This window comes from Marinobacterium stanieri (genome assembly GCF_900155945.1).
In the GTDB taxonomy this organism is placed as follows: domain Bacteria; phylum Pseudomonadota; class Gammaproteobacteria; order Pseudomonadales; family Balneatricaceae; genus Marinobacterium; species Marinobacterium stanieri.
The window spans coordinates 194,337-218,062 of sequence record NZ_FTMN01000005.1; the positions used below are offsets into that span (position 1 = coordinate 194,337).

Here is a 23,726-nt window from a genome sequence, read left to right on the forward strand (position 1 = left end):
CCTCGGCCCGTCCTGGTGACGGGCCACTTAAGGCTTCCGAATTTTCACAGATCTGTCGGGTGATCCCATGTCAGACAAGAGATTGATGAGTCGATATCCCTCTTCGACTTATCTGCAGCGTCGTGCGCGCCGTCGCCTGCCCGGTTTTGTATTTGATTATCTTGAGGGCGGCAGTGGCCGTCAGGCTGCGCTGGCTCGCAATACGCGCGGGTTTGATCAGGCCGATCTGACGCCGCGTTACTTCAATACCTGCGGTGCAGTGGATCTGGGTACTCGCCTGTTTGGTCAGCACTACCAGGTACCTTTTGGCGTCGCGCCCATTGGCATGGATGGGCTGATCTGTCCCCTGGCGGTCAGTCACCTGGCACGTGCTGCACGTGCACATGGCTGCCCGTTGGTGGCCAGCACGTTTGCGACCACATCGCTGGAAGAAGTGGCTGAGCTGGCCGGTCAGCAAGCCTGGTTTCAGCTTTATCCCTTCAGCGATGCGGCGATTGAAAGTGACATCCTCGATCGGGCGGAACGAGCGGGTTATCAGGTGCTGGTGGTGACGGTCGATGTGCCGGTGGGCGGCCGCCGTGAGCGTGATATGCGCAATGGTCTGTCCCTGCCGCCACGTCCCGGTCTGGGTGTTTGTGCGGATGTGATGCGTCACCCCGGTTGGGCATTCAGGCAGCTGAGTAAGGGGATGCCCAGCTTTAGCAACCTGCACCCCTACAAGCGCGCATCCAATGACTTTTTGCCGGCCAAGGTGGAAGGCGCTGTGTCCTGGCAACGGTTGGAAGGCTTTCGCCGCCGCTGGCCAGGCACCTTGTTGGTGAAGGGCGTGCTGCACCCCGAAGATGCTGTGCACTGCCAGAGCCTGGGGGTCGACGGCATTATCGTGTCCAACCATGGCGGTCGCCAGCTGGATGCCTGTCCATCGACGCTGGAAGCACTGCCGGGCATCCGTCAGGCGGTCGGGCCAGCGTTCCCGCTGCTGGTGGATAGCGGTATCCGGTCGGGGCTCGATGTAGCGCGTGCACTGGCGGCGGGTGCCGATTTTGCGTTGCTGGGGCGCACCTTCATGTACGCCATGGCGGCGCTGGGCGAGGCGGGGGCAGATCACAGCATGCGGATGCTGCGGGAGGAGCTGGAAAACGCTCTGCAGATGATCCGCTGTCCCGATATTGATGAATTGAAACACTGGCATTCGCAGTCTGCGGTGCCTACGGCAAGGGAGACTCACCATGGCTGAGCGCTCATTCAAGAAAGAGGTCAAGAAACTGCACGCCGGAGCGGGTGAAACCTTCCAGGGGGAAGGCATTCTCGCCGTGACCAAGGCGCTGCTTCAGTCTGGAGTGGCGTATGTTGGCGGCTACCAGGGCTCGCCCATCTCTCATCTGATGGATGTCCTGGCCGATGCCAAGGATGAAATTCTGGATGACATGGGTGTGCACTTCGAGACCAGTGCCAGCGAGGCTACAGCTGCAGCCATGCTGTCAGCATCGGTGCACTATCCGCTGCGCGGTGCTGTGACCTGGAAGTCTACCGTGGGCACCAATGTGGCCTCGGATGCCCTGGCCAATCTGGCCTCCGGCGGTGTCACCGGTGGTACTGTCGTGGTCATCGGTGAAGACTACGGCGAAGGCTCCTCAATCATGCAGGAGCGCACCCACGCCTTTGCCATGAAATCGCATATCTGGCTGTTGGACCCTCGGCCCAACCTGCCCAGCATCGTGGATGCGGTAGAGAAAAGCTTCGAGCTGTCCGAGGCCAGTAATACCCCGGTCATGTTGCAGATGCGCATTCGTGCTTGTCATGTGCATGGTCATTTCACGGCCAAGGACAATGTGAAACCGTCGTTTACTCTGGGCGATGCGCTGGAAAACCCCCAACGGGATCTGAGTCGTATCGTTTTGCCGCCGTCTACTTTTGTACACGAGAAAGAGAAACTGGAGGACCGGTTGCCGGCCGCAATTCAATTTATCAAGGAACACCGTCTCAACGAAGTGTTCGATGGGCCGCGCAAGGATATCGGACTGGTGGTACAGGGCGGTTGTTACAACACCACCATTCGTGCGCTGGAACATCTTGGTTTGGCCGATGCCTTTGGCAACTCAGAGATTCCGCTCTATGTACTCAACGTGGCTTTCCCATTGGTGGATGACGAGCTGCTGGCGTTTGCACAGGACAAATCGGCGCTGCTGCTGATTGAAGAGGGCGGCCCCGAATTCATAGAACATGAAATCAACAGCATCTTTGCCCGTGCCGGCTGTACCACCCGACTGCTCGGCAAGTCGATGCTGCCGCGATATGGCGAGTACACCTGTGATGTGATCAAGGACGGTTTGCGCCAGTTCCTGCAGCAACAAACCCCGGATCTGCTTCAGGATGAAGTGGGCATAAAACTGGTGCCTTCAAAACCCCTGTCGGTCGAGGCGCTGGACCAGGCGGTCCCGGCCCGGCCGGCCGGTTTTTGCACCGGCTGTCCGGAGCGGCCGGTGTTTTCCGCAATCAAACAGCTGCAGCGAGAGCAGGGTGACTTCCACATCAGCTGTGATATTGGCTGCCACCTGTTCTCCATTTTGCCGCCATTCAATATCGGCGCCACAACCATGGGCTATGGCTTGGGTGGCGCGTCTGCGTCGGCCTTCAATGTGCCATCCAGCAAGCCCGCGATTGCCATCATGGGGGATGGCGGCTTCTGGCATAACGGCCTTACCAGCGGTATCGGCAACTCGGTTTTCAACAAGAGTGACGGCGTTAACCTGATCATCGACAACGCCTACACTGCGGCAACCGGCGGTCAGGATATTCTCTCGTCCAAAGCCGATAACCCGGAGCGTTCGACTCAACATTCCATTGCTCGTGCGGTGGAAGGTGTGGGGGTGAAGTGGGTGAAAACGCTGACCCGTACCTACGACGTCAAGGCGATGAAGCAGGCACTGAAGGAAGCCGTCACCACCAAGGGCGTGGGCCCCAAGGTGATCGTGGCCCAGTCGGAATGCATGCTCAATCGCCAGCGACGCGAGAAGCGTGAACGCCGCAAGGAGATCCAGGACGGACAGCGGGTAGTGGAAAGTCGCTTTGCCATCGACGGTGACACCTGCACCGGTGACCGCGCCTGTATCCGCCTGTCGGGCTGCCCGTCGTTGACCGTCAAGCCCAACCCGGACCCCTGGCGCAGTGATCCCGTCACCCATATCGATAACAGCTGTGTCGGCTGCGGCCTCTGTGGCGAGAACGTGCATGCCGACATCCTCTGCCCTTCATTCGTCAAGGTTGAGGTGGTGCGCAATGCCGGCTGGCTGGAGCGTCAGCGTCGTCGCCTGTCACAGGCCGTGATCGGCTGGCTGCAGCGTCGCGCCGTGAAGCGACAGGAACTGGATCTGCTGGAAGGAGTATCCCGATGAGCACGAACAACAAACAACGGATCAACATCGCCATTACGGCGATGGGTGGCCAGGGCGGCGGTGTTCTGGCGGACTGGATCATCGGCATGGCCGAGCACTCGGGCTGGATTGCCCAGACGACTTCGGTACCCGGTGTAGCCCAGCGAACAGGGGCGACCATCTATTATCTGGAATTGTTCAAACCGGTTAGCGGTCAGTTGGAAGCGCCGGTGTTGTCCCTGTCCCCGGCCAGTGGCGATGTGGATCTGGTGATTGCCGCCGAACTGATGGAGGCCGGACGAGCCATCCAGCGTGGCTTTGTGACACCGGATCGTACAACCCTGATTGCCTCTTCACACCGAGCCTATGCGGTATCGGAAAAGGAAGCGCTGGGCAATGCGTTGTCTGACCCTGAGGTTATCCACCAGGCGGCCGGTGAGATGGCACAGCGTTATCTCTGCTTTGATATGGCGGCGCTGGCAACGCAAACGGGCAGTGTGGTCAGTGCTGTTCTGTTCGGTGCACTCTGTGGCAGTCGAGTACTGCCGTTCGAGCGTGATGCTTTCGAGCAGGCGATCCGCAACGGCGGGGTTGGTGTTGATGCCAGTTTGCGTGCCTTTGCAGCCGGTCATGATCAGGCACTGAAGGGCGATGGCTGTACCGACCTGCCGCAACAGGCACCTCAGGTGTATCAATGGATCTACCAGGGGCAGGATGAAGGAATCAGGCAGCTGTTGGCGCGCGTGGAGCAGGCGTTCCCGGCTGAACTGCAGGCGCCTTTGACAGAAGGCGTGCGTCGGCTGCTGGATCATACAGGGCTGACATATGCTGAACTCTATGTGCAGCGCATGCAGCAGGTTCTGCAGCTGGAGCAGGCGAATCAACCGGATGGCGGACGCTTACTGAGCCAGCGAGTGGCGGCTCGTCTGGCAGTGTGGATGGCCTATGAAGACACCATCCGCGTCGCTGAGATCAAAACTCGTTCACGCCGCTTCCAGGGGCTGTATCAGGAAGTGGGTATCGATGCGCAGCAGGTGTCCTATTTCCACGAGTACCTGCACCCTCGCATTGATGAGGTAGCGGAAACCCTGCCGGCGGGGCTGGGGCGTTGGGTGCTGAAAACGGGCTGGGCATCGTCGTTGCTGAATCGGTTGTTTGCCGGTCCCAAAACGGTTTCAACGCAAAGCCTGCGCGGTTTTCTGCCGCTGTATCTGGTCGCGCGCATGCGCCGCTGGCGTCATCGAACGCTGCGTTATGCGCTGGAACAGGAGCGCATTGAGCAATGGCTGGCGCTATTGACCGAGCTGTCGCGTACGGACGCGCCCCTGGCGCTGGAAGTGGCGCAGTTGCCTGAGCTTATCAAGGGTTATGGCAAAACCCATGCACGCGGGCTGCGCAACTTCAGCATCCTCTGTCAGGCGGCTAAACATCTGCAGGGGCAGACAGACTCCGCTGGGATACTGCTGGGTCTGCATCAGGCAGCTCTGCAAAGTGAAGCCGGCACAGAGCTGGCCGCTGCGCTGCGTGAAGCAGGAATGGACGCGCTGGCGCATGAGCTGGGGCACCCGAATGTGCAAGCGCAGGTAGTGCAGGTGATGGAGCCGCAAGCGGCCGGTTAAGCCTGCTTTGGCTGCAGGCACCTCAGCCCTGCAGCCACTCCTCCACCCATGCCCGCACATCGGAGCCCTGGCTCAGGGCTTCTACCGCGCCCATGCGAAAATGTTCGGTGTAGGGCTTGAATCCGGCACCGAGCATGCGGTCGTAGGGACAGGTTTCGGTGGGGTCCACATAGAGAATGATCGCTTCACCACCACTGCCCTGATAGGCCTGCAGGCAGAACTGCACCACGGATTCACTGCTGCCGACCACCAAGACCAGGTCATCGCTGCTCAGTGAGTTCATCAGCTCGAACAGATCCCGGTAAACCGGCGCGACTTCACCGAAAAACACCACATTGGGTTTGAAGTGGGGCGGGTGTGCGGCGTGATCGAAGGCTTCATAACCGATCGGCTGGATCTCACCTTCGGCCAGATTCACCAGTTCCAGCAGGTTGCCGTGGATATGCTCGACGACAGGGCTGCCGGCACGTTCGTGCAGATCGTCCACGTTGGTAGTCATTAGCCGGACACGCTCGCCATGTTGTTGCTGCAGGTCGGCGATGGCCTGGTGGGCCGGGTTGGGGTTAACACCTTGCAGGGCGGTGCGGCGGGCGTTGTAAAACTCATGCACCAGATCGTAGTTCTGCTCGAAGGTGTCGATATTGCAGACATCCTCGATACGGTGGTTATGCCAGAGGCCGTCGGGGCCGGTACGGAAGGTGGGAACACCGGACTCGGCGGAGATGCCGGCACCGGTGAATATGATCAGACGTCGATTGTCAGGGTGTGTCATCGTGCGAGCCTCTCGGTCATTGCTGGTGTCAGTTTACCAGCCCAAACCGGGAGAAGGGCACCGGCGACAGTCTGTTGCCGGTGCCCACCCGCGCCTTATCAGCTCAGGTTATAGAGGAACACCACCAGTACGGCGACCGGCGTGATGAACTTGAGGGTGTTGTACCAGAGGTTGAAACCGCCTTCGGACAGGGACAGCTCGTTCTGCAGTGCCTGCTTCGACATGAACCAGCCGACCAGTACAGCCACCAGCAGGCCGCCCAGCGGCAGCAGGATGTTGGCGGTCAGGTAATCCAGCAGGTCGAAGATGGTTTTGCCCTCGAACATGGCGAACATGCCTAGCGGTGCGACATCCGACCAGAGGTTCAGCGACAGGATGGACGCGATACCCAGCACCCAGCACACCAGACCTGCGATCAGCGTACTGACAGTACGGTTCATGCCTTTCTGTTCTTCCAGCCATTCCACCAGCGGTTCCAGCAGGGAGATGCCAGAGGTCCAGGCAGCAAATACCAGCAGTACGAAGAAAAGGGTGCCGAACAGGGTGCCCATCGGCATCTGACCGAAGGCCAGCGGCAGTGTCTGGAAAATCAGGCCCGGACCTGCGCCCGGCTCCATGCCGTTGGCAAATACGATCGGGAAGATGGCGAGGCCAGCCAGCAGGGCAACACCGGTATCCATCACGGACACGGTGACGGAGGCTTTGGCGATAGATACGTTTTTCGGCAGGTAGGAGCCGTAGGCCATCATCACCGCCATACCCAGGCTCAGGGTGAAGAAGGCGTGGCCGAGGGCAACCAGTACACCGGAGGTGGTGAGTTTGGAGAAGTCCGGCTGGAACAGGAAGCTGACCGCTTCACCGAAATGACCGGACGTCATGGCGTAGCCCACCATGATCAGCAGCAGGACAAACAGGCCCGGCATCAGAATGCTGGTGGCGCGCTCCAGACCCGAGCTGACCCCACGGGCAACCACCACCATCACCAGTGCCATGAACAGGGTATGCCAGCTGAGCAGCGTCATCGGATCGCTGAGCAGGCCGGAGAAAATGCCGCCCACGGCGTCGGCGGTTTGACCGCTGAACTGGCCCGCGGCCGAAGTGCCGACGTAGGACAGGGCCCAGCCGCCGATCACTGAGTAGAAAGATAGAATCAAAAAGCCGGCCAGCACGCCAATGGCGCCGACCCATTTCCATGCCGGGTTCAGTTTGTCCCGCTGCGTAATCTGACGCAGGCTGTTGACCGGACTGTGACCGCCGCGACGGCCGATCAACACTTCCGCCATCATGATCGGTATGCCCACGACGGCGATACAGATCAGGTAGACCAGTACGAAGGCCCCGCCACCGTTTTCACCGGTGATATAGGGGAATTTCCAGATGTTGCCCAGCCCCACGGCGGAGCCGGTGGCGGCCAGAATAAAGGCCAGGCGTGACGACCAGAAGCCGCGTTTGCTGTGTGCGCCTTCCTGAGCGCCAGTTGCAGTGGCGGAAGAAGAGTAGGACATAACTGTCTCCTGCTTGGGTTTTCTTGTTTTCGGGGGACAGGAGCTGACCTGGAACCGATGGACGGTCCTGAATCAGCTCAAGTGGTTTCCAGGGAACTGAAAATCTATCTGCGTTGCCGAATACATCGTTAAAAAACGGCTCAAAATGCTCATTTAGTTTACTAAACTCCGCTTTTTCGCCGTTTTTTGCCTTGTCTCGGCTGCCTCGATTACGATTTTCAGTCCCCTGTATCAGGTTGCTAATTAGCCAGCCTTGGCCAGAGAACCATCCTGCTGCGATGGAACAAAATCGAAGCGCTCTTCGGCCAGTTCGTTGGCGATGATGCCGGTGGGGCGGCTATCGCGATCGGAACGGGTAAAGATCTCGCTCAGGGTGTCGCCGATGGTCTCGACGTGGGCGCGCACCTTCTCGGGCTCGTAGCCGGTGCGGCCATGGAAGACGTCGATAATGCCGCCAGCGTTGATGACAAAGTCGGGGGCGTAGAGGATGCCGTGCTGCATCAGCAGAGCGTCATGGTCGGGGCGTTCCAGCTGGTTGTTGGCAGCGCCGGCCACTACCTTGGCCTGCAGCTGAGGGATGCTGGTGTCGTTCAGTACGGCACCGAGGGCACAGGGTGCGACTACATCCACCGGCAGGGTGAGGATCTCTTCGGCACTGACCGGAGTGGCGCCGAACTCTTCGACAGCACGGTCCATCTGGTCCTGATGGATGTCATAGACCCAGAGCTGAGCACCGGCTTCATGCAGATGACGCGCCAGACGGTAGCCGACATTGCCGATGCCCTGAATAGCCACTTTCAGCCCGGTCAGATCTGTACGGCCCAGCTTATGCTGTACGGCCGCCTTGAGGCCGACGAAGGTGCCATAGGCGGTGGCCGGAGAAGGGTCACCATCACTGGGCTTGCCATCGAAACCGATGTGAGTGGACACACCGGCCACCTGAGTGGTGCAGCGGCCCATCACTTTCAGGTCCGGTACGCTGGTGCCGGAGTCTTCAGCGGCGATATAGCGACCGCCCAGCTGTTCCAGACAGCGGCCCATGGCTTCCATCAACTCTTCCGTCTTGTGCTGGCGCGGATCGCCGATGATCACCGATTTGCCACCGCCCAGATCCAGGTTGGCCAGTGCCGACTTGTAGGTCATGCCCTTGGACAGGCGCAGCACATCGCGCAAGGCTTCTTCATCGCTGGCGTAGGGGTACATGCGGCAGCCGCCCAGTGCCGGGCCGCGGGAACTGTTGTGCACGGCGACAATCGCCTTGAGACCGGTCTTGGGGTCGGTGAGGAAGCAGACCTGTTCGTGGTTGTCGAATTCGGGATGTGAAAATACGTTCATCTTCGTTGCCTTCTGAATCGGTGCCGGGCGTGCCGCGCAGGCACACCGCCGGACTTAAATTGGGTATCGAATAGTGTTTTATGCAGCGGCGCTGGCAATATCGGCCTCTTCGGCGCGGATGGCGTTGCGCAATTGCTCGCGCTCCTGCCGTGCCGCCTCATAGGCCTTTTCCTTGACCGGTCCATAGCCGCGAATCCGGCTGGGCAGTGCTGCCAGCGTCCGTCCGGCTTCCAGCTGGCCGCGTTCCAGATGCTGCAGTAGCCAGTGAATATCAGCTTCGTACTCGCGGATCAGGCTGCGTTCCAGACGACGGTCGGCACCATAGCCGAAGGGGTCCAGCGGTGTGCCGCGCAGGGACTTGAGTCCGGCCAGCAGTTTGAAGCCCTGCTCCATCCAGGGGCCGAACTTCAGCTTGCGTGGGCGGGCGCCGTCCTTGCCGCGACTCAATAGCGGCGGTGCCAGGTTGAATTCCAGCTCGTAATCACCCTCGAACTCTTCCTCCAGCTGGCGGCGCAGGCTGCCGTTGCTGAACAGGCGGGCCACTTCGTACTCATCCTTGTAGGCCAGAACCTTGGCGTAGTTTTCGGCGACCGCGCGGACCAGAATGGCATCGCCACCCAGCTTGGTGTCGGCAGCCTGTTTTACCTTGTTCACCAGAGCTTCATAGCGCTGGGCCAGACGGGCGTTCTGGTACTCGGTCAGGTGGCGCTTGTTGCGCTCGATCACCTGCTCCAGCGACTCCAGAATCTGCAACGGATTGCCCTTGGGCTGCTGTTTTGGGAAAGCCAGTGCCTTGACCGCTTCCAGGTCATGAGCGGCGCGACGGCCCCAGAGGAACGCCAGCTTGTTCTTGTCGACCGCGACATTGTTCAGCTCGATGGCACGTTCGATGGACTCGGCCTGCAGTGGCAGCAGGCCCTGCTGATAGGCGAAGCCGACGGTAAACAGGTTCACCGCCATGCCATCGCCCATCAGCGCCTTGGCCAGGGCGCCGGCATCCAGGAACCAGCTGCCATCTGCCTTGGACGCCTCACGAATAGTGGCTTCCATCGCTTCGCCCGGGAATTGCAGGTCCGGGTTGCGGGTGAAGGCCGCAGGCATGGCCGCTTCGGTGTTGACCAGACTGCGCGAGAAGCGGTTATCCAGCTTGGCCAGTGCCTCGTCACTGGCGGCGACCATCAGGTCGAATGCCAGCATCAGGTCGGCCTCACCGGCGGGGATGCGCACGGCATGGATATCGTCCTGACGGTTGCCGATACGGATATGGCTGACCACAGCGCCGAACTTCTGCGCCAGGCCGGCCTGGTCGAGAATCGCCACGCCCTTGCCTTCCAGGTGGGCAGCCATGCCGAGCAGGGCACTGACGGTGACTACACCGGTACCGCCGACGCCGGTCAGCAGGATGCTGTAGGGATCATGCTCGCCGACAAATTTGGGCTCCGGCAGCTCGGAGAAATGGACGTCCTGGCTGACGCCAGCCGGCTTCTTCAACTTGCCGCCTTTTACGGTCACGAAGCTGGGGCAGAAACCGCGGACACAGCTGAAGTCCTTGTTGCAGGCGGACTGGTCGATGCTGCGTTTGCGGCCCTTGTCGGTTTCCTTGGGCAGGATCGACAGGCAGTTGGACTGAATACCGCAGTCGCCGCAGCCTTCGCAGACATCGGCATGGATCATCACGCGCTGGTCCGGGTCCACCATGCTGCCGCGCTTGCGACGACGGCGTTTCTCGGCGGCACAGGTCTGGTCGTAGATCAGCACCGAGCAGCCTTGGATTTCGCGCACCTCGCGCTGCACCGCATCCAGATCGTCACGGTGATGGAAGGTGGTGCGGTCGGCAAAATCGGCCCGTGATGGGTACTTGTCGATATCGTCGCTGACCACGGCGATGCGGCGCACGCCTTCGCCGTACAGCTGATGGCTGATCTGCTGCACACTCAGGGTGCCGTCCACCGGCTGGCCGCCGGTCATCGCCACCGCATCGTTGTACAGGATCTTGTAGGTGATGTTGGCGCCGGAGGCGATAGAGGCGCGGATCGCCAGCAGGCCGGAGTGGAAATAGGTGCCATCACCCAGGTTCTGGAACACGTGCTTCTGTTTGGTAAAGGGCGCCTGACCCAGCCAGGTTACGCCCTCGCCGCCCATCTGGGTGAAGGTGTCGGTGCCGCGCTCCATCCAGGTGGCCATGTAGTGGCAGCCGATACCACCGAGGGCGCGGCTGCCTTCCGGTACTTGGGTGGAGGTGTTGTGCGGACAGCCGGAGCAGAAGTGCGGGGTGCGCTCCAGACGCTCCTTCGGCTGCGCCAGACTGGATTCCTTCTCGGTGAGGAAGTCGAGGCGCTCGCGCAGCTGGTCGGTGCAGAAACGATCTTTCAGACGGCTGGCGATGGCGCGGGCCACCATGGCCGGCGTCAGTTCGGACACAGACGGCAGCAGCTCGGCTCCCAGCTCATCGCATTTGCCGATGATGCGCGGGCGCTGCTGGTCCTGCCAGCTGTACAGCTGAGTGCGGATCTGGTCTTCGATCAGGCCGCGTTTCTCTTCCACCACCAGAATCTCTTCCAGACCTGAGGCAAACTCGAAGATGCCTTCCGGCTCCAGCGGCCAGGGCATGGCGACCTTGTACACGCAAAGGCCAATGGCTTCACGTTCGGCTTCACCCAGCCCCAGATCGGACAGGGCCTGGATGACGTCCAGATAGGATTTGCCGGTGGTGACGATACCGATGCGCGGCTGAGCGGCGCTGAGGACGGTTTTGTCGAGGCGGTTGGCACGACAGAACGCCTTGGCAGCAGCCAGCTTGTAGCGGTGCAGGCGTTCTTCCTGCTGCAGCGGTTTGTCCGGCCAGCGGGCATTGAGGCCATCGGAAGGCAGCTCGAAATGCTCGGGGATCTTGATGTTTATGCGGCTCAGGTCCAGGTTGGCGGTGATGGAGGAGTCCATCACTTCGGCCAGTGCCTTGAAGCCGACCCAGCAGCCGCTGAAGCGCGACATGGCCCAGCCGTACAGGCCCAGATCGAGAATTTCCTGCACGCCGCTGGGGTTGAGGACCGGCATGGACGCATCCATGAAACCGTAGTCACTCTGGTGTGGCAAGGTGGAGGACTTGCAGGCGTGGTCATCACCGGCCACGGCCAGCACGCCGCCATACTGGGAAGAGCCGGCGGCATTGGCATGCTTGAATACATCGCCGGTACGGTCGACGCCCGGACCCTTGCCGTACCAGAGGGCGAACACGCCGTCGTATTCGGCACCTTCAAACATGTTGACCTGCTGGGAGCCCCAGACAGCGGTGGCGCCCAGGTCTTCGTTTACGCCGGGCAGGAAATGGACCTTGCGGTCCTTGAGGTATTGCTTGGCTTGCCAGAGGGTTTTGTCGAAATTGCCCAGCGGCGAGCCGCGGTAGCCGGAGATAAAACCGGCGGTGTTCAGGCCGTTGAGTGAATCGAGTCGGGCCTGCAACAGGGGTAGTCGTGCCAGTGCCTGGCTGCCGGTCATGTAAACCGGGCCGGATTCGCGCTCCCAAACATCATTGAGACTGACGTCACGCATAGGATCACCTTTTTCCACAAACGCCGGATACAGGCAGAGTGATGCCCTGACCGGACAGAAAACCGAATTGGAGTCGGAACGGATTCAGCAGCGAATCAGATGTAAATAATCCGAGGCGCAGGCGTTATGACGCCCATGAATCCAGAGGAAAAAAGCGAGGGTGCAGAGTGTGCGGATAGACCACGCCCGAAGCGCAGTCCGGCCGGGAAAGCCGTGTGCATTGTCATAGTGAAATCCTCAACCACCTGCCCGGATCACGGTGCGGTGGCTTTACTCTTTTTGTTTTTGTACGGATTTTGGCCGTTGTGGCGATTTCTCAGTTCGCTGCCCTTATGGGGAGAGAACAGGCCTCAAGCTAGAGACTTTTTGCGACAGGGTCAACGGTTGATTTGTAACCATGACAATCTCATAAAAGGTGTGGTTTTTTGCGGACGCCTGTCATTGTCATGCCGGTGTCATCAGCCTCTGGTTAGAATATTCTTAGTTGGTATAGACCAGATTTAAGGCGTTAAAGATGATGGAAAAAGAGTCGATCCTCGCGGAAATTGAGCAGTTGTATGCGGATATGGGGCGGAATACCTATGGCGAAGGCATCACCCAGACCGAGCATGGTGTCCAGTGTGCCGAGCTGGCCTGTCGTGCCGGAGAGAGCCCCGCACTGGTCACGGCAGCCCTGCTGCATGACATTGGTCACCTGCTGGAAGAGATCAGCACCGAGCATGGCAACTTCCGTCATGACAAGGTGGGGGCGGATTATCTGCTGCCGCTGTTTGGCGCCGAGGTGGCCGAACCTGTACGCCTGCATGCCCAGGCCAAGCGCTACCTTTGCACAGTGGAAGAGGGGTATTTTGAAAGCCTGTCAGCGGCATCGGTGCACTCGCTGAAATATCAGGGTGGCCTGATGACCGAAGCCGAAGTGGAGCAGTTCCGACAGCAGCCGCAGTTTGAAGCAGCCATCAAGCTGCGCCGCTGGGATGATGCCGGCAAGGATCCGGAGCTGGCGTCGTTGCCCTTCGAGCGCTACCGCGAGTATATGCAGGTGTCGCTGCTGGCCTGAGTCCCCTTACAGAAGAATCCGGCCTTGGTATCGATAGTATCGATGCCTGTAATCAACAAGGTTGCTGTGACGTATACTCTCGCCTGATTGATAACGGGAGGTTTGCATGCGGATCTGGGAAACGGCGCCACTGGCGACTGACAACCTGATTGAACAGCTGGAAATGCTCGGTGGACTGGTTGTTATCCAGGGGCCGGTGTTGCAATTGTCATTGCTGGATCTGCATTTTGCCTTTTGCTGGGTGGAGGATCTGGAGCGCTGGGTGAGGCAGCGACATGCAGAATCACCTGAGTTATCAATAATCTTTATTGATGCTTCTGCTTTAAGCAATGAGCAATCATTTTGGCAAAATAGTTCACATCAACTGGGTCTTGAATACACACCTGTAGCTGATGCAGATGCGGCATTTGCGCTGCACCGACGTCTGGTAGAGCAGGAAGAGGCGTTGGCTGGTGCCGGAAGAAAGGTGGAACGGATTCTGATCAGCCTCAGAATGAGCGATTCAGAACGGGTACTGGTGGCGGATTATATTCTCTGAGGAGAGGCGTGCTGCCCCGCTGTGAGAACCACAGGGGGCAGCCTTGCCGGTGAGCACGCGGGGCGCTTCAGGCGGATGCTTTGGTGTCCTTGTCTTCTTTGGGGTTGCCGGCTTCAGGCTTGTGCTCCGAGCCGAGTACTTCAGCCAGGGTGCCCCGCGTCAGACAACCCGCCAGTTGGCCCTGTTCATCCACCACCGGCAACGGATAGTCCGCATCCAGAGTGTTGGGAATGACCGTTTCCAGTACGGCCTGAGGCTCAACCGGCTCAATCTGCTCGTAGAGTGCATCGGTCAGATCGGCGTCCTTGTCGGCCTGGTAGGCCTGTTCCAGTTTCGCGGCTTTCACCGTGCCCTGATAACCCTCATCCGTGACGATATAGCCGTAGTCACGATCAAAGCCTTTCATCTGCTGGAGTGCGCCGCTGATGGTATCGGCGGTGATGCGATACGCCGGATCCTTCATCACGGTTTCCACGGTGAGGGCGCGTGCCCGGTTCACGTCGCGGACAAAGGCTTCCACGTAGTCGGTTGCCGGATGCAGCAGAATCTCTTCCGGTTCACCCTGCTGGACCACTTCACCGTCCTTGAGAATGGCGATGCGGTCGCCCAGACGCAGGGCTTCATCCAGGTCGTGGGTGATGAAGATGATGGTCTTGTGCAGCTTTTCCTGCAGCTGAACCAGCTGATCCTGCATTTCGGAACGGATAAGCGGGTCCAGTGCCGAGAAGGCTTCGTCCATCAGCAGGATCTCCGCATCCGTACACAGGGCGCGGGCCAGACCCACACGCTGTTGCTGGCCACCGGAGAGTTGTGCCGGGAACTGCTCCTCATAGCCGGCCAGACCCACGGTCTCCAGCCATTGGCGTGCCCGCTGCAGGGCTTCGCTTTTGGCCACTCCTTGAATACGCAGCCCATAGGCCACGTTTTCCAGCACGGTTTTATGCGGCAGCAGGCCAAAGCGCTGGAACACCATCGACATCTTGTGACGGCGGAATTCTTCCAGTTCCTTCTTGCCCAGCTGCATCACATCGGTGCCTTCCACCTTGATGACGCCCTCTGTTGGGTCAATCAACCGGTTGAAGTGACGGATCAAAGTGGATTTTCCCGAGCCGGACAGACCCATGATGACGAAAATTTCGCCCGCATTGATGCTGAGGTTGATGTTCTTCAGCCCCAGGGTATGGTCGGTGGCGGCCAGGATCTCGTCCTTGCTCTTGCCCTCATGCACCAGTGACATGTGCTTTTTGGGGTTGCTGCCGAACAGCTTGTACAGGTTTTCAACCTGAATCAGTGCTTCAGCCATGGTCTGCACATCCCAGATGACGCTGTGTCCGCTTGGCGTAGGCCTGAGACACACGGTCGAAGATGATGGCCAGTGCCACGATAGCCAGGCCATTAAGCAGACCCAGGGTGAAGTACTGGTTGGTGATCGATTTCAGTACCGGCTGGCCAAGGCCGGCGACACCGATCATGGACGCGATCACAACCATGGACAGGGCCATCATGATGGTCTGGTTGATACCCGCCATAATGGTTGGCATGGCCAGGGGCAGCTGTACCCCCAATAGGCGCTGCATGGGGCTGGCGCCGTAGGCGGTAGCGGCTTCCAGTACATCCTTGTCCACTAGCCGTATGCCCAGGTTGGTGAGGCGGATAACCGGCGGGATGGCGTAGATGATAACGGCGATAACACCGGGGATCTTGCCGATGCCCAACAGCATTACTACGGGGATCAGGTAGACAAACGCGGGCATGGTTTGCATCACATCCAGCACTGGCGTTATCAGGGTCTGCATGCGGTCGGAGCGGGCCATCAGAATGCCGATGGGGACGCCCAGTATGATCGCCATCAGGGTACAGACCAGAATGATGCTCATGGTGCTCATGGCATCTTCCCACATGCCGAAGTAGCCGATCAGGAAGAAGGATACAACGACGCCCAGGCTCAGCTTCCAGGAGCGGCTGGCCAGGTAGGCAAGCCCGGCGACAACGGCGATGACCAGCCACCAGGGGGTTGCCAGAAGCAGTTTTTCAAACCAGACGAGAAAGCTGAGAAGGGGATCAAAAAAGGCTTCGATCATTTCGCCGTGCTCGCGGGAGAAGTCGCGGTAGGCGGTGTCGAGTGTTTTGCGGATATCACGCAGCTCGCTGCGTTCAAGCTGCGGAATCTCTGTTAACCAGTTGGATTCAGCCATGGAGGGCCTCCAGTCAGGGCAGGACCTGGTCAGGTGACCAGGCCCCGGTCACGCGGTGTTCCGTTTAAACCAGTTACAGGGCGTCCTTGACCTTGTTGACCACATCTTCGGATACCCAGGCGGTCCAGATATCTTCATATTCCAGCAGGAAGTGCTCCATGGCGTATTCGCCATCGGCCTGGTTATCTTCCATCCAGGCCAGCAGGCCATTCATCTGGTTGTTGGTGAAGGCACGTTTGGTGAGGTAGTCATAGGCTTCCGGCGCGCGCTGGGCAAAGCCTTCGGTGGTCACGGTCTGTACCAGTGATGGCGGATACATGGTGACCACCGGGTCGGTGCAGTCCGCATTGGTGATACAGTTCACGTAGGCATCCTTGTCGACACCGCTACCGAAATCGACTTTGACCATGTCATATTTACCCAGCACCGAGGTGGGTGCCCAGTAGTAGCCGAACCAGGGTTCTTTACGCTCGTAGGCCTTGGCAATGGCGCCAGACAGGCCGGCACCTGAGCCCGGATCGATGATGTCAAAGCCGGCTTCATCCAGCTTCATGGCGCGGAACAGATTGCCGGCGGAGATCTGGCAGTTCCAGCCGGCCGGGCAGCTGTAGAAAGCACTCATGTCCGGGTCTTCCGGGTGTTCGAACAGTTTTGCGTTCTGCTTGATCCCTTCAATGGTGGCCAGGCTTGGGTCTTTCTCGACCATGTAGGACGGCACCCAGAAACCTTCTTCACCGCCATCAGACAGGGACTTGCCGGCATAGCGCAGGCGGCCCTCTTCAACGCCCTTGTCCAGGGCTTCCTTGAGCGAGTTGCTCCACATTTCCGGTGCGATATCGGGCTCGGCTTTTTCGATCATGGAGGTGCCGGTGGGCATGGTGTCACCGGGTACCAGGGATGCATCGCAGCCGAAGCCGTGTTCCAGGATGAAGCGGTCAACATTGGCGATCAAACTGGCAGAGCTCCAGTTCATGTCGGCAATGGTGACTTTTCCACATTCACTGGCCTGGGCCAGCGTACTGCCCATGGCTAACGGCAGGGCGGCCAGCAGTGCGGTTGTTGTAAGTGCCTTTTTCATGTTCTCTCCACTTGTGATGGTCAGAGCCTGAGGGTTTACAAACGGATGTTGCAAATGTGACATTTAAGGTACATGTGCTTTTTGCAACGATCAATCAGGTTTTTGTTATATAAGTGCAACGTTCTTATTACGTTCGCTGTGGCTTATTTCGATCATTGTTTAATCAAGCAAGAAATGAACCAGAATAACCAGGCCTTGGGACTAGGGCTCATGACTGGCGGGAGGGTGCTGTTTGTTTACGCCAGGTCATTTGGGGGAAGCAACCGGTGCAAGGGTTGCGATAGCTGAAGCTGCTGACGCTGTGGAGAGATCAGGCGTCGTGCAACGGGGCTGCGGACGCAGCCCCGGCAGGATCGAGGTGCTTACATCTGTGACTGCAGGTAGTTCTGCAGGCCAATCTTGTTGATCAGGCCCAGCTGTTTTTCCAGCCAGTAGGCGTGATCTTCCTCGGTATCTTCCAGCTGCTGGCGCAGCATGGCGCGCGTCTGATAATCCTGCTCCTGTTCACAAAGTGCGATGGCATCACGCAGGTTCTGCGCCACGCTGTACTCGGTGTTCAGGTCGTTCTGCAGCATCTCGGGAACGGTCTTGCCGACATGGATGGGGTCGCGGGTGACCAGATCAGGCGTGCCTTCCAGGAACAGGATACGCTCGATCATCAGTTTGGCATGGCCCTTTTCATCGTCGAATTCATGGGCAATGCGTTCGTACAGCTTGTTCAAACCCCAGTCAGCGTACATCTCGGAGTGAATAAAGTACTGGTCCATGGCGGCCAGTTCACCGGCCAGCAGTTTGTTCAGTACATCGATGACTTTCTGATTGCCTTTCATGGATTAGTCCTCCTCAATCGCAGACTGCAGATAATTCTGGATGCTGATTTCGCTGATCAGGTGCTGCTGGGCTTCAATCCAGTCAACATGCTCTTCTTCCTGTTCCAGGATCTCCACCAGCAGGGAACGGCTGACGTAGTCCTTGGCGGCTTCGCACTGAGCGATCACGTCGCGCAGGAGCTCGAGCTGCTCCATCTGCAGAGTCATGTCACCCTGAAGCATCTCTTCAGTGTCTTCACCGATACGCAGGCGTTCCAGATGCTGCAGGTTGGGCAGGCCTTCCAGGAACAAAATGCGTTCGATCAGCTTGTCGGCCTGTTTCATGTCAAGAATCGACTTCTTGTAGGCCTTGTGGTTGAGCTTCTCCAGACCCCAGTTTTTAAAGATGCGTGCATGCAGGAAATACTGGTTGATGGATGTCAGCTCCAGGGTCAGCACCTTGTTCAGTTGCTGCACCAGTGCTTGATCTTGCTTCATTCTGTTCCCCCTTGGTGACCGGTTTCCAGGACCAGCCCCGGCTAATTGAATGCGGAGTGTACAACGATAATGGCCATAGTGTAGCGGTAGATTTGCTGTTCTGCACGTTAAAAACATGTGTAAGTTATTGAAGTTAAAAGGGGAAGGCGATTGAAAATCAGAGTCGTTTCCATCCGTGGCGCAAGTGTTTGAAAAACCGAGCGAAATAATCGGACATTAATTTAGTAATAGTGTTGCAAATAAGAATGATTCTGTTTACAGTAGATCTTGTTCATTGACAGGTCTGACTCACTTACGGGCACTGAAGCCGTGTGTCCCAGGTGATTGGCGCCACCTCCCACTCCCCGGGAGGTGGCGATTTTTTTATCTGCACCACTCTTATTACGTTCATGTTCAGTTGAACAGTCTCTGTTTGACCTCACTCCCGCGACTGCCTATTATCCGCCCCAGCTTCCGGTGTGCTCTGCTCGCATGTTCAATCGCTTGAGCCCAGCACTTAAACGGGAAGTCGGTGCGCGGTCCTTCGCTTTTTGAAATCCGCAATCCCGACACTGCCCCCGCAACGGTAAAGGCGTGAGCCGATAACAGATGTCACTGTATCCACGGATATGGGAAGGCGTTATCGCTCAGGGTATTCAACCCTGCCGCCTGAGTCCGGAGACCGGCCTGAAGCTTGGGAAGTTATGAACAAGTCTATAGCGCCTCAGCGTGGCCTGAAGTGTTCAGATACAAGGCGAGCTTTGCAGGCAATGGCCGTAGCCCTTGGCAAAAAGCTCAACGCCGTAGATGGACACTTCAGGCCTCGCCCTTCGGGGCTTACAGGCCGACCCCCTCTCTGTGTTGGACTTTTTTGACGTAGCACCACTACGCCTGCAAAAGTCCGCCTTGAGAGTGAGACGGCCTGTGAGCCTGAGATGCCATGGACTTATTCATAGCTTCCCACACAGTCGGCATCGCGGTGGGCGATCAGCACTGACGCCATACCCCCGGTGCGTCTGTCTGTTCCTTGTTTCCCCCTGCGACCGTTAACCCAGAATGCGTGCGGGTGGGCGCGCAAGGAATCGAATACACAATGAAATACCTTTCTCTTCCGGCAGCCGTGCTGCTGGCCGGCTCCGCCGTGGCCGCACAGGCTCAGACCTCTTCAGACACCCTGCTGGTAACGGCAACGCGTACCGCGCAAACAGCAGATCAGGCTCTGGCCTCTGTCAGCGTGATTGATCGTGCTGAAATCGAACGCAAACAGGCGCAAACCGTTACCGAACTGCTGGAAAGCACACCGGGCCTGACCCTGATTAACAACGGTGGCCGCGGTAAAGCGACGTCTATCTCCCTGCGTGGCACCTCCTCTGGACATGTATTGGTTCTGATCGACGGCATCAAGGCCGGCTCCGCGACGCTGGGTACCACCGCATTTGAACATCTGGCGGTCGATCAGATTGAACGTATTGAAGTGGTGCGCGGTCCGCGTTCCTCTCTATATGGCTCCGAAGCCATTGGCGGTGTGGTACACATCTTCACCCGCAAGGGTGAACAGGGTTTCAATCCCCGCTTCAGTGTCGGCGCCGGCAGTGATGCCGCGCGTGAGGTCACGCTGGGTGCTTCCGGTGGCAACGAAAAGGGTTGGTACAACTTGAGCATCAGTGACTACCGCACCGATGGCTTCAGTGCCAAGCAGGAAGGCAGCTACGGTTACAACCCTGATGACGATGGCTATGACAACCGCTCCTACGCACTGAGCGGCGGTTACCAGCTGAGCGATCGTCTGGAAGGGCGCCTGAGCTGGTCACAGAACCGTGGCGACAATGAATACGATGGCGGTAGCGACTTCGACAACTACAGCAACGAGTCACGCCTGCAAACGCTGGGCGGGGAACTGCGCCTGGCCGTTAGCAACAACTGGGATCTGAGCCTGACCGCCGGCCAGAGCCGCGACAAGGGCACTGTATACGGTGATGGTGTCTACCAGAGTCATATCGAAACCCAACGCGATACTGCCAATCTGCAGAGTGAGCACAGCTTCTCCCACAGCCAGCTGACCTGGGGTGTGGATTATCAGCAGGATGAAGTTACCAGCAGTAGCGCTTACTCCGTTGGCGAGCGCGATAATCTGGGTGTGTTTGCCCTCTACCAGCTGTACCTGGGACAGCATGACCTGGCATTCAGCTTGCGTGAAGACGACAACGAACAGTTCGGCAACCAAACCACCGGTTCCATCGCCTGGGGTATGGAACTGCCCCACGCCCTGCGCCTGACCGCCAGCTATGGCACCGCATTCAGCGCACCGACCTTTAACGACCTTTACTGGCCGGGTTCGGGTAACCCGGATCTGGAACCGGAAGAGTCCGATTCCTGGGAGCTGGGCCTGTCCGGTGACCATGCCGGTATCGAATGGTCCGCCAACCTGTATCAGAACGATGTGGATAACCTGATCGCCTGGGCACCCAACGCTGAAGGGTTCTGGGTGCCGATGAACGTCGACGAGGCACGCATCCGTGGCCTGGAGCTGGCGGCATCTACGCGTCTGGCCAACTGGGATCTGAGCACCACCCTGGATCTGATGGATCCCAAGGATCGCAACACCGACGAGCTGCTGAGACGCCGTCCGCGCAAAACCCTGAACGTTTCGGCTGACCGTGATTTCGGTCGCTACTCGCTGGGCAGCTCCCTGCGTGCCGTGGGCGAACGTGAAGATGGCGGCGATGAGCTGGAAGCCTACACCCGCATCGATGTTCGCGGCAGCTACCAGCTGGGTCAGGACTGGGCGCTGAAAGCCAAGATCGAAAACCTGCTCGATGAAGAGTACGAAACCGCCAAAGGTTATAACCAGCCTGACCGTACCTACTGGCTGTCACTGCATTACGCACCCTGATGGCGTCTTTCTGAAGGAGAAGAATGATGATCAAACTGGCGCAACGTGACCAGATGGTGGTGGGCCTTGGCCTGATTTTGATGATGGCGCTGACCCGTGGACAGCACTTTGCGTCGGTTGATCATCTGCCCAGCGCATCCTGGGCAGTGTTCTTCCTGGCCGGTGTTTTCCTGCGCCCGCTGTGGGCCTTTCCGCTGCTGTTTCTGGAAAGTGTGCTGCTGGATATCAGCTCTTTGGGGCTGGGCGGTGCAGCATCCCATTGCATCACCCAGGCATACGCCATGCTGGTGCCGGCCTATGCGTCGCTCTGGTACGCCGGGCGCATGTATGCACGCCTGCATGTGGACAGCCTGAAAACGCTGGGGTCCCTGCTGGGCTGCCTGCTGGTGGGAGCCTTTGTCTGCAACCTGTTCTCCAGTGGCGGTTATTACTACCTGTCCGGCAATTTTGAAACCACCAGCCTGGCGGGGCTTTGGGGGCGTATCGAGCAGTATTTCCCGGCCAAGCTCTGGACTCTGTTGGGCTATACCGGCATGGCTGCCATGCTGTATACCCTGAGCCGTCAGTTCAAAACCTGGAAGGAGATCAACAGCCATGAGTGATGACTCGAATCACGACGAAAGCCGTGATCAGCGCCACAAGGCGCGAATGGAGCGCAAGAAAGCGGTGGTCGATCAGGCCATCGCCCGTGCCGACCGCGACCAGGGCGTGCTGCTGGTGCTGACCGGTAACGGTAAAGGCAAGAGCAGTTCCGCCTTTGGCATGCTGGCACGGGCGTTGGGCCACGGCATGCAGGTGGGTGTGGTGCAGTTCATCAAGGGCAGTTTCAGCACCGGTGAAGAGGCGTTTTTCCGTCGCTTCCCCGAGGTGCGCTACCACGTGATGGGCGAAGGCTTTACCTGGGAAACCCAGGACCGCGAACGCGACGTTGAAGCGGCAGCTGCGGCCTGGGACAAGGCCCGTGAACTGCTGGCCGATCCCGAAGTCTCGCTGGTCGTTCTGGATGAACTGAACATCGCACTGAAGTATCAGTACGTGGATCTGGATGAGTTGCTGACCGCCTTTAAAAACCGTCCGGCGATGCAGCATGTCGTGGTCACCGGTCGCGGTGCGCCTCAGGCGTTGATTGAGGCGGCGGATACAGTGACCGAAATGCAGGTCGTGAAACATGCCTTCAAGGACGGCATTCGCGCCCAGAAGGGCGTTGAGCTGTGAGTCATGCTTCATCCTCACCACGTCTCTGTCCGGCGCTGCTGATTTCGGCGCCTGCGTCAGGACAGGGCAAGACCACCGTCACCGCCGCGCTGGCCCGATTGCACCGCAATCAGGGGCGCAGGGTGCGGGTGTTCAAGACGGGGCCTGATTTTCTCGACCCGATGATCTTGAGTCATGCGGTCGGCTCTGATGTGGAACAGCTGGATCTGTTCATGGGCTCGCCAGAGTTGTGCAAACAGCAGCTGTGGGAAGCCGCGGCGGAGGCTGACCTGATCCTGATCGAAGGTGTGATGGGGCTGTTTGACGGCAGTCCGTCCAGTGCCGATCTGGCTGAACTCTTCGGCATTCCGGTGCTGGCGGTCATTGATGCCGGAGGCATGGCGCAGACGTTCGCTGCGCTGGCACATGGCCTGGCCAGCTTCCGTCCGCAGCTGCCGTTCAGCGGTGTACTGGGTAACCGGGTTGGCAGTGCCGGCCATGGCCAGATGCTGGCGGATGCCTTGCCTGAGCACTTGCGCTGGTACGGCGCCTTGCCGCGCGACGAAGCGATCAGTCTGCCCAGCCGTCATCTGGGATTGGTGCAGGGCGACGAAATCGCCGATCTGGAACAGCGCATCGAAGCGGCTGCCCAGGCTCTGGAGCAGAGTGCCGGCAGCGAACTGCCCGATGCGGTCAGCTTTGAGCCGCAGTCCATTCCGCCGGTCGAGCCTCTGTTGCAAGGTGTACGCGTCGGTATTGCTCGAGATGCAGCCTTTTCGTTTATCTATCCGGCCAATCTGCGCACCCTTGAGCGGCAGGGTGCGGAGCTGGTGTTCTTCTCGCCCTTGATGGATACGCAATTGCCTGACGTGGATGCACTCTGGCTGCCGGGCGGCTACCCGGAACTTCATCTGGAGGCGTTGGCTGGCAATACACAGCTCATGGATGATGTAAGGGCTCACTATCAGGCCGGCAAGCCGATGTTGGCCGAATGTGGCGGTATGCTCTGGCTGGGTGAGGCGTTGACCTCGCTGGACGAGCAGACGGGTTCACTCTGTGGCCTGCTGCCTGCAAAAGCGCGCATGCAGAAGCGTTTTGCTGCTCTGGGGCTGCAACGTCTGACCCTGGATGGATATGAACTGCGCGGCCACACCTTTCACCACTCGGTCACCGAGACCGAGCTGGAGCCGATTGCTCGAGGCGAGTGCCCTAATGGCCGCCGTGCAGCGGAGCCGGTGTATCGACTCAAACGACTGACCGCGTCCTATATCCATCTCTATTTCCCCTCCAACCCGGCGGCTGTGGCACAGCTGCTCAAGCCCTGAAGCCCG

At 58.9% G+C, this 23,726-nt stretch carries 18 protein-coding genes and 1 riboswitch; of the genes, 9 read left to right on the top strand and 9 right to left on the bottom strand.

Features of this window, described 5'->3' with window-relative positions; all coding sequences use genetic code 11:
- Positions 1-85: 85 nt before the first annotated feature.
- Genes BW956_RS12750 through BW956_RS12760 form a run of 3 tightly spaced genes read left to right on the top strand, consistent with a single transcriptional unit; the run spans position 86 to position 4,993 of the window.
- Positions 86-1,237, top strand: coding sequence for an alpha-hydroxy acid oxidase (locus tag BW956_RS12750; protein ID WP_175612012.1), 1,152 nt, complete (start codon positions 86-88; stop codon positions 1,235-1,237).
- On the top strand, positions 1,230-3,395 hold the full coding sequence (locus BW956_RS12755) for an indolepyruvate ferredoxin oxidoreductase subunit alpha (RefSeq protein ID WP_076463055.1): 2,166 nt from the start codon (positions 1,230-1,232) through the stop codon (positions 3,393-3,395). Before BW956_RS12750 ends, BW956_RS12755 begins: the two co-directional genes overlap by 8 nt.
- Entirely contained in the window at positions 3,392-4,993 is a 1,602-nt protein-coding gene (locus tag BW956_RS12760) for an indolepyruvate oxidoreductase subunit beta family protein (RefSeq protein WP_076463056.1), read from the top strand. Before BW956_RS12755 ends, BW956_RS12760 begins: the two co-directional genes overlap by 4 nt.
- 22 nt (positions 4,994-5,015) lie before the next feature.
- Here BW956_RS12760 and BW956_RS12765 read toward each other — a convergent pair whose 3' ends face one another.
- The 4 genes from BW956_RS12765 to BW956_RS12780 all read right to left on the bottom strand — a co-directional run bounded on the left by BW956_RS12765 (position 5,016) and on the right by BW956_RS12780 (position 12,154).
- Positions 5,016-5,765, bottom strand: coding sequence for an SIR2 family NAD-dependent protein deacylase (locus BW956_RS12765; RefSeq protein WP_076463057.1), 750 nt, complete (start codon positions 5,763-5,765; stop codon positions 5,016-5,018).
- A gap of 98 nt (positions 5,766-5,863) precedes the next feature.
- On the bottom strand, positions 5,864-7,270 hold the full coding sequence (locus BW956_RS12770; RefSeq protein ID WP_076463058.1) for a sodium-dependent transporter: 1,407 nt from the start codon (positions 7,268-7,270) through the stop codon (positions 5,864-5,866).
- 243 nt (positions 7,271-7,513) lie between these two features.
- Positions 7,514-8,605 (bottom strand): Glu/Leu/Phe/Val family dehydrogenase, encoded by a 1,092-nt coding sequence (locus BW956_RS12775; protein WP_076463059.1) that lies wholly within the window; start codon positions 8,603-8,605, stop codon positions 7,514-7,516.
- Between the two features lie 78 nt (positions 8,606-8,683).
- Positions 8,684-12,154 carry an indolepyruvate ferredoxin oxidoreductase family protein gene (locus tag BW956_RS12780; RefSeq protein WP_076463060.1) on the bottom strand — a complete coding sequence of 1,157 codons (3,471 nt, stop codon included), beginning with the start codon at positions 12,152-12,154 and terminating at the stop codon, positions 8,684-8,686.
- A gap of 514 nt (positions 12,155-12,668) precedes the next feature.
- On the opposite strand from BW956_RS12780, the gene BW956_RS12785 reads away from it, so the two are divergent.
- Together BW956_RS12785 and BW956_RS12790 are read left to right on the top strand one after the other, a co-directional pair.
- The gene (locus BW956_RS12785; protein ID WP_076463061.1) at positions 12,669-13,211 is read left to right on the top strand and encodes an HD domain-containing protein; all 543 of its coding nucleotides are present in this window, start codon (positions 12,669-12,671) and stop codon (positions 13,209-13,211) included.
- A 106-nt stretch (positions 13,212-13,317) separates the two neighbouring features.
- Positions 13,318-13,749: a hypothetical protein gene (locus tag BW956_RS12790; RefSeq protein ID WP_076463062.1), complete on the top strand. Its 432-nt coding sequence runs from the start codon at positions 13,318-13,320 to the stop codon at positions 13,747-13,749.
- 67 nt (positions 13,750-13,816) lie between these two features.
- Here BW956_RS12790 and BW956_RS12795 read toward each other — a convergent pair whose 3' ends face one another.
- From BW956_RS12795 to bfr (BW956_RS12815), 5 genes are all read right to left on the bottom strand, one after another.
- Positions 13,817-15,052, bottom strand: a complete 1,236-nt coding sequence (locus BW956_RS12795) for a quaternary amine ABC transporter ATP-binding protein (protein ID WP_076463063.1) — start codon at positions 15,050-15,052, stop codon at positions 13,817-13,819.
- A complete protein-coding gene (locus BW956_RS12800; RefSeq protein WP_076463064.1) occupies positions 15,045-15,944 on the bottom strand; it encodes an ABC transporter permease in 900 nt (299 codons plus the stop codon). Before BW956_RS12800 ends, BW956_RS12795 begins: the two co-directional genes overlap by 8 nt.
- A gap of 73 nt (positions 15,945-16,017) precedes the next feature.
- Entirely contained in the window at positions 16,018-17,022 is a 1,005-nt protein-coding gene (locus BW956_RS12805; protein WP_076463065.1) for an ABC transporter substrate-binding protein, read from the bottom strand.
- Between the two features lie 362 nt (positions 17,023-17,384).
- Complete coding sequence (gene bfr / locus BW956_RS12810) at positions 17,385-17,852, bottom strand: bacterioferritin (protein WP_076463066.1); 468 nt, start codon at positions 17,850-17,852, stop codon at positions 17,385-17,387.
- Positions 17,853-17,855: 3 nt separating this feature from the next.
- On the bottom strand, positions 17,856-18,329 hold the full coding sequence (gene bfr / locus BW956_RS12815) for a bacterioferritin (RefSeq protein ID WP_076463067.1): 474 nt from the start codon (positions 18,327-18,329) through the stop codon (positions 17,856-17,858).
- Positions 18,330-18,766: 437 nt separating this feature from the next.
- A riboswitch (cobalamin riboswitch) is annotated at positions 18,767-19,013 on the top strand.
- 388 nt (positions 19,014-19,401) lie between these two features.
- On the opposite strand from bfr (BW956_RS12815), the gene btuB reads away from it, so the two are divergent.
- From btuB to BW956_RS12835, 4 genes are read left to right on the top strand one after another with little or no spacing between them, the layout of a single operon-like run.
- Complete coding sequence (btuB, locus tag BW956_RS12820) at positions 19,402-21,201, top strand: TonB-dependent vitamin B12 receptor (protein ID WP_076463068.1); 1,800 nt, start codon at positions 19,402-19,404, stop codon at positions 21,199-21,201.
- A gap of 23 nt (positions 21,202-21,224) precedes the next feature.
- On the top strand, positions 21,225-21,803 hold the full coding sequence (locus tag BW956_RS12825; protein WP_244894366.1) for a hypothetical protein: 579 nt from the start codon (positions 21,225-21,227) through the stop codon (positions 21,801-21,803).
- Entirely contained in the window at positions 21,796-22,416 is a 621-nt protein-coding gene (cobO, locus tag BW956_RS12830) for a cob(I)yrinic acid a,c-diamide adenosyltransferase (RefSeq protein ID WP_076463070.1), read from the top strand. Before BW956_RS12825 ends, cobO begins: the two co-directional genes overlap by 8 nt.
- Positions 22,413-23,720, top strand: a complete 1,308-nt coding sequence (locus BW956_RS12835; RefSeq protein ID WP_076463071.1) for a cobyrinic acid a,c-diamide synthase CobB — start codon at positions 22,413-22,415, stop codon at positions 23,718-23,720. Before cobO ends, BW956_RS12835 begins: the two co-directional genes overlap by 4 nt.
- Positions 23,721-23,726 lie beyond the last annotated feature (6 nt).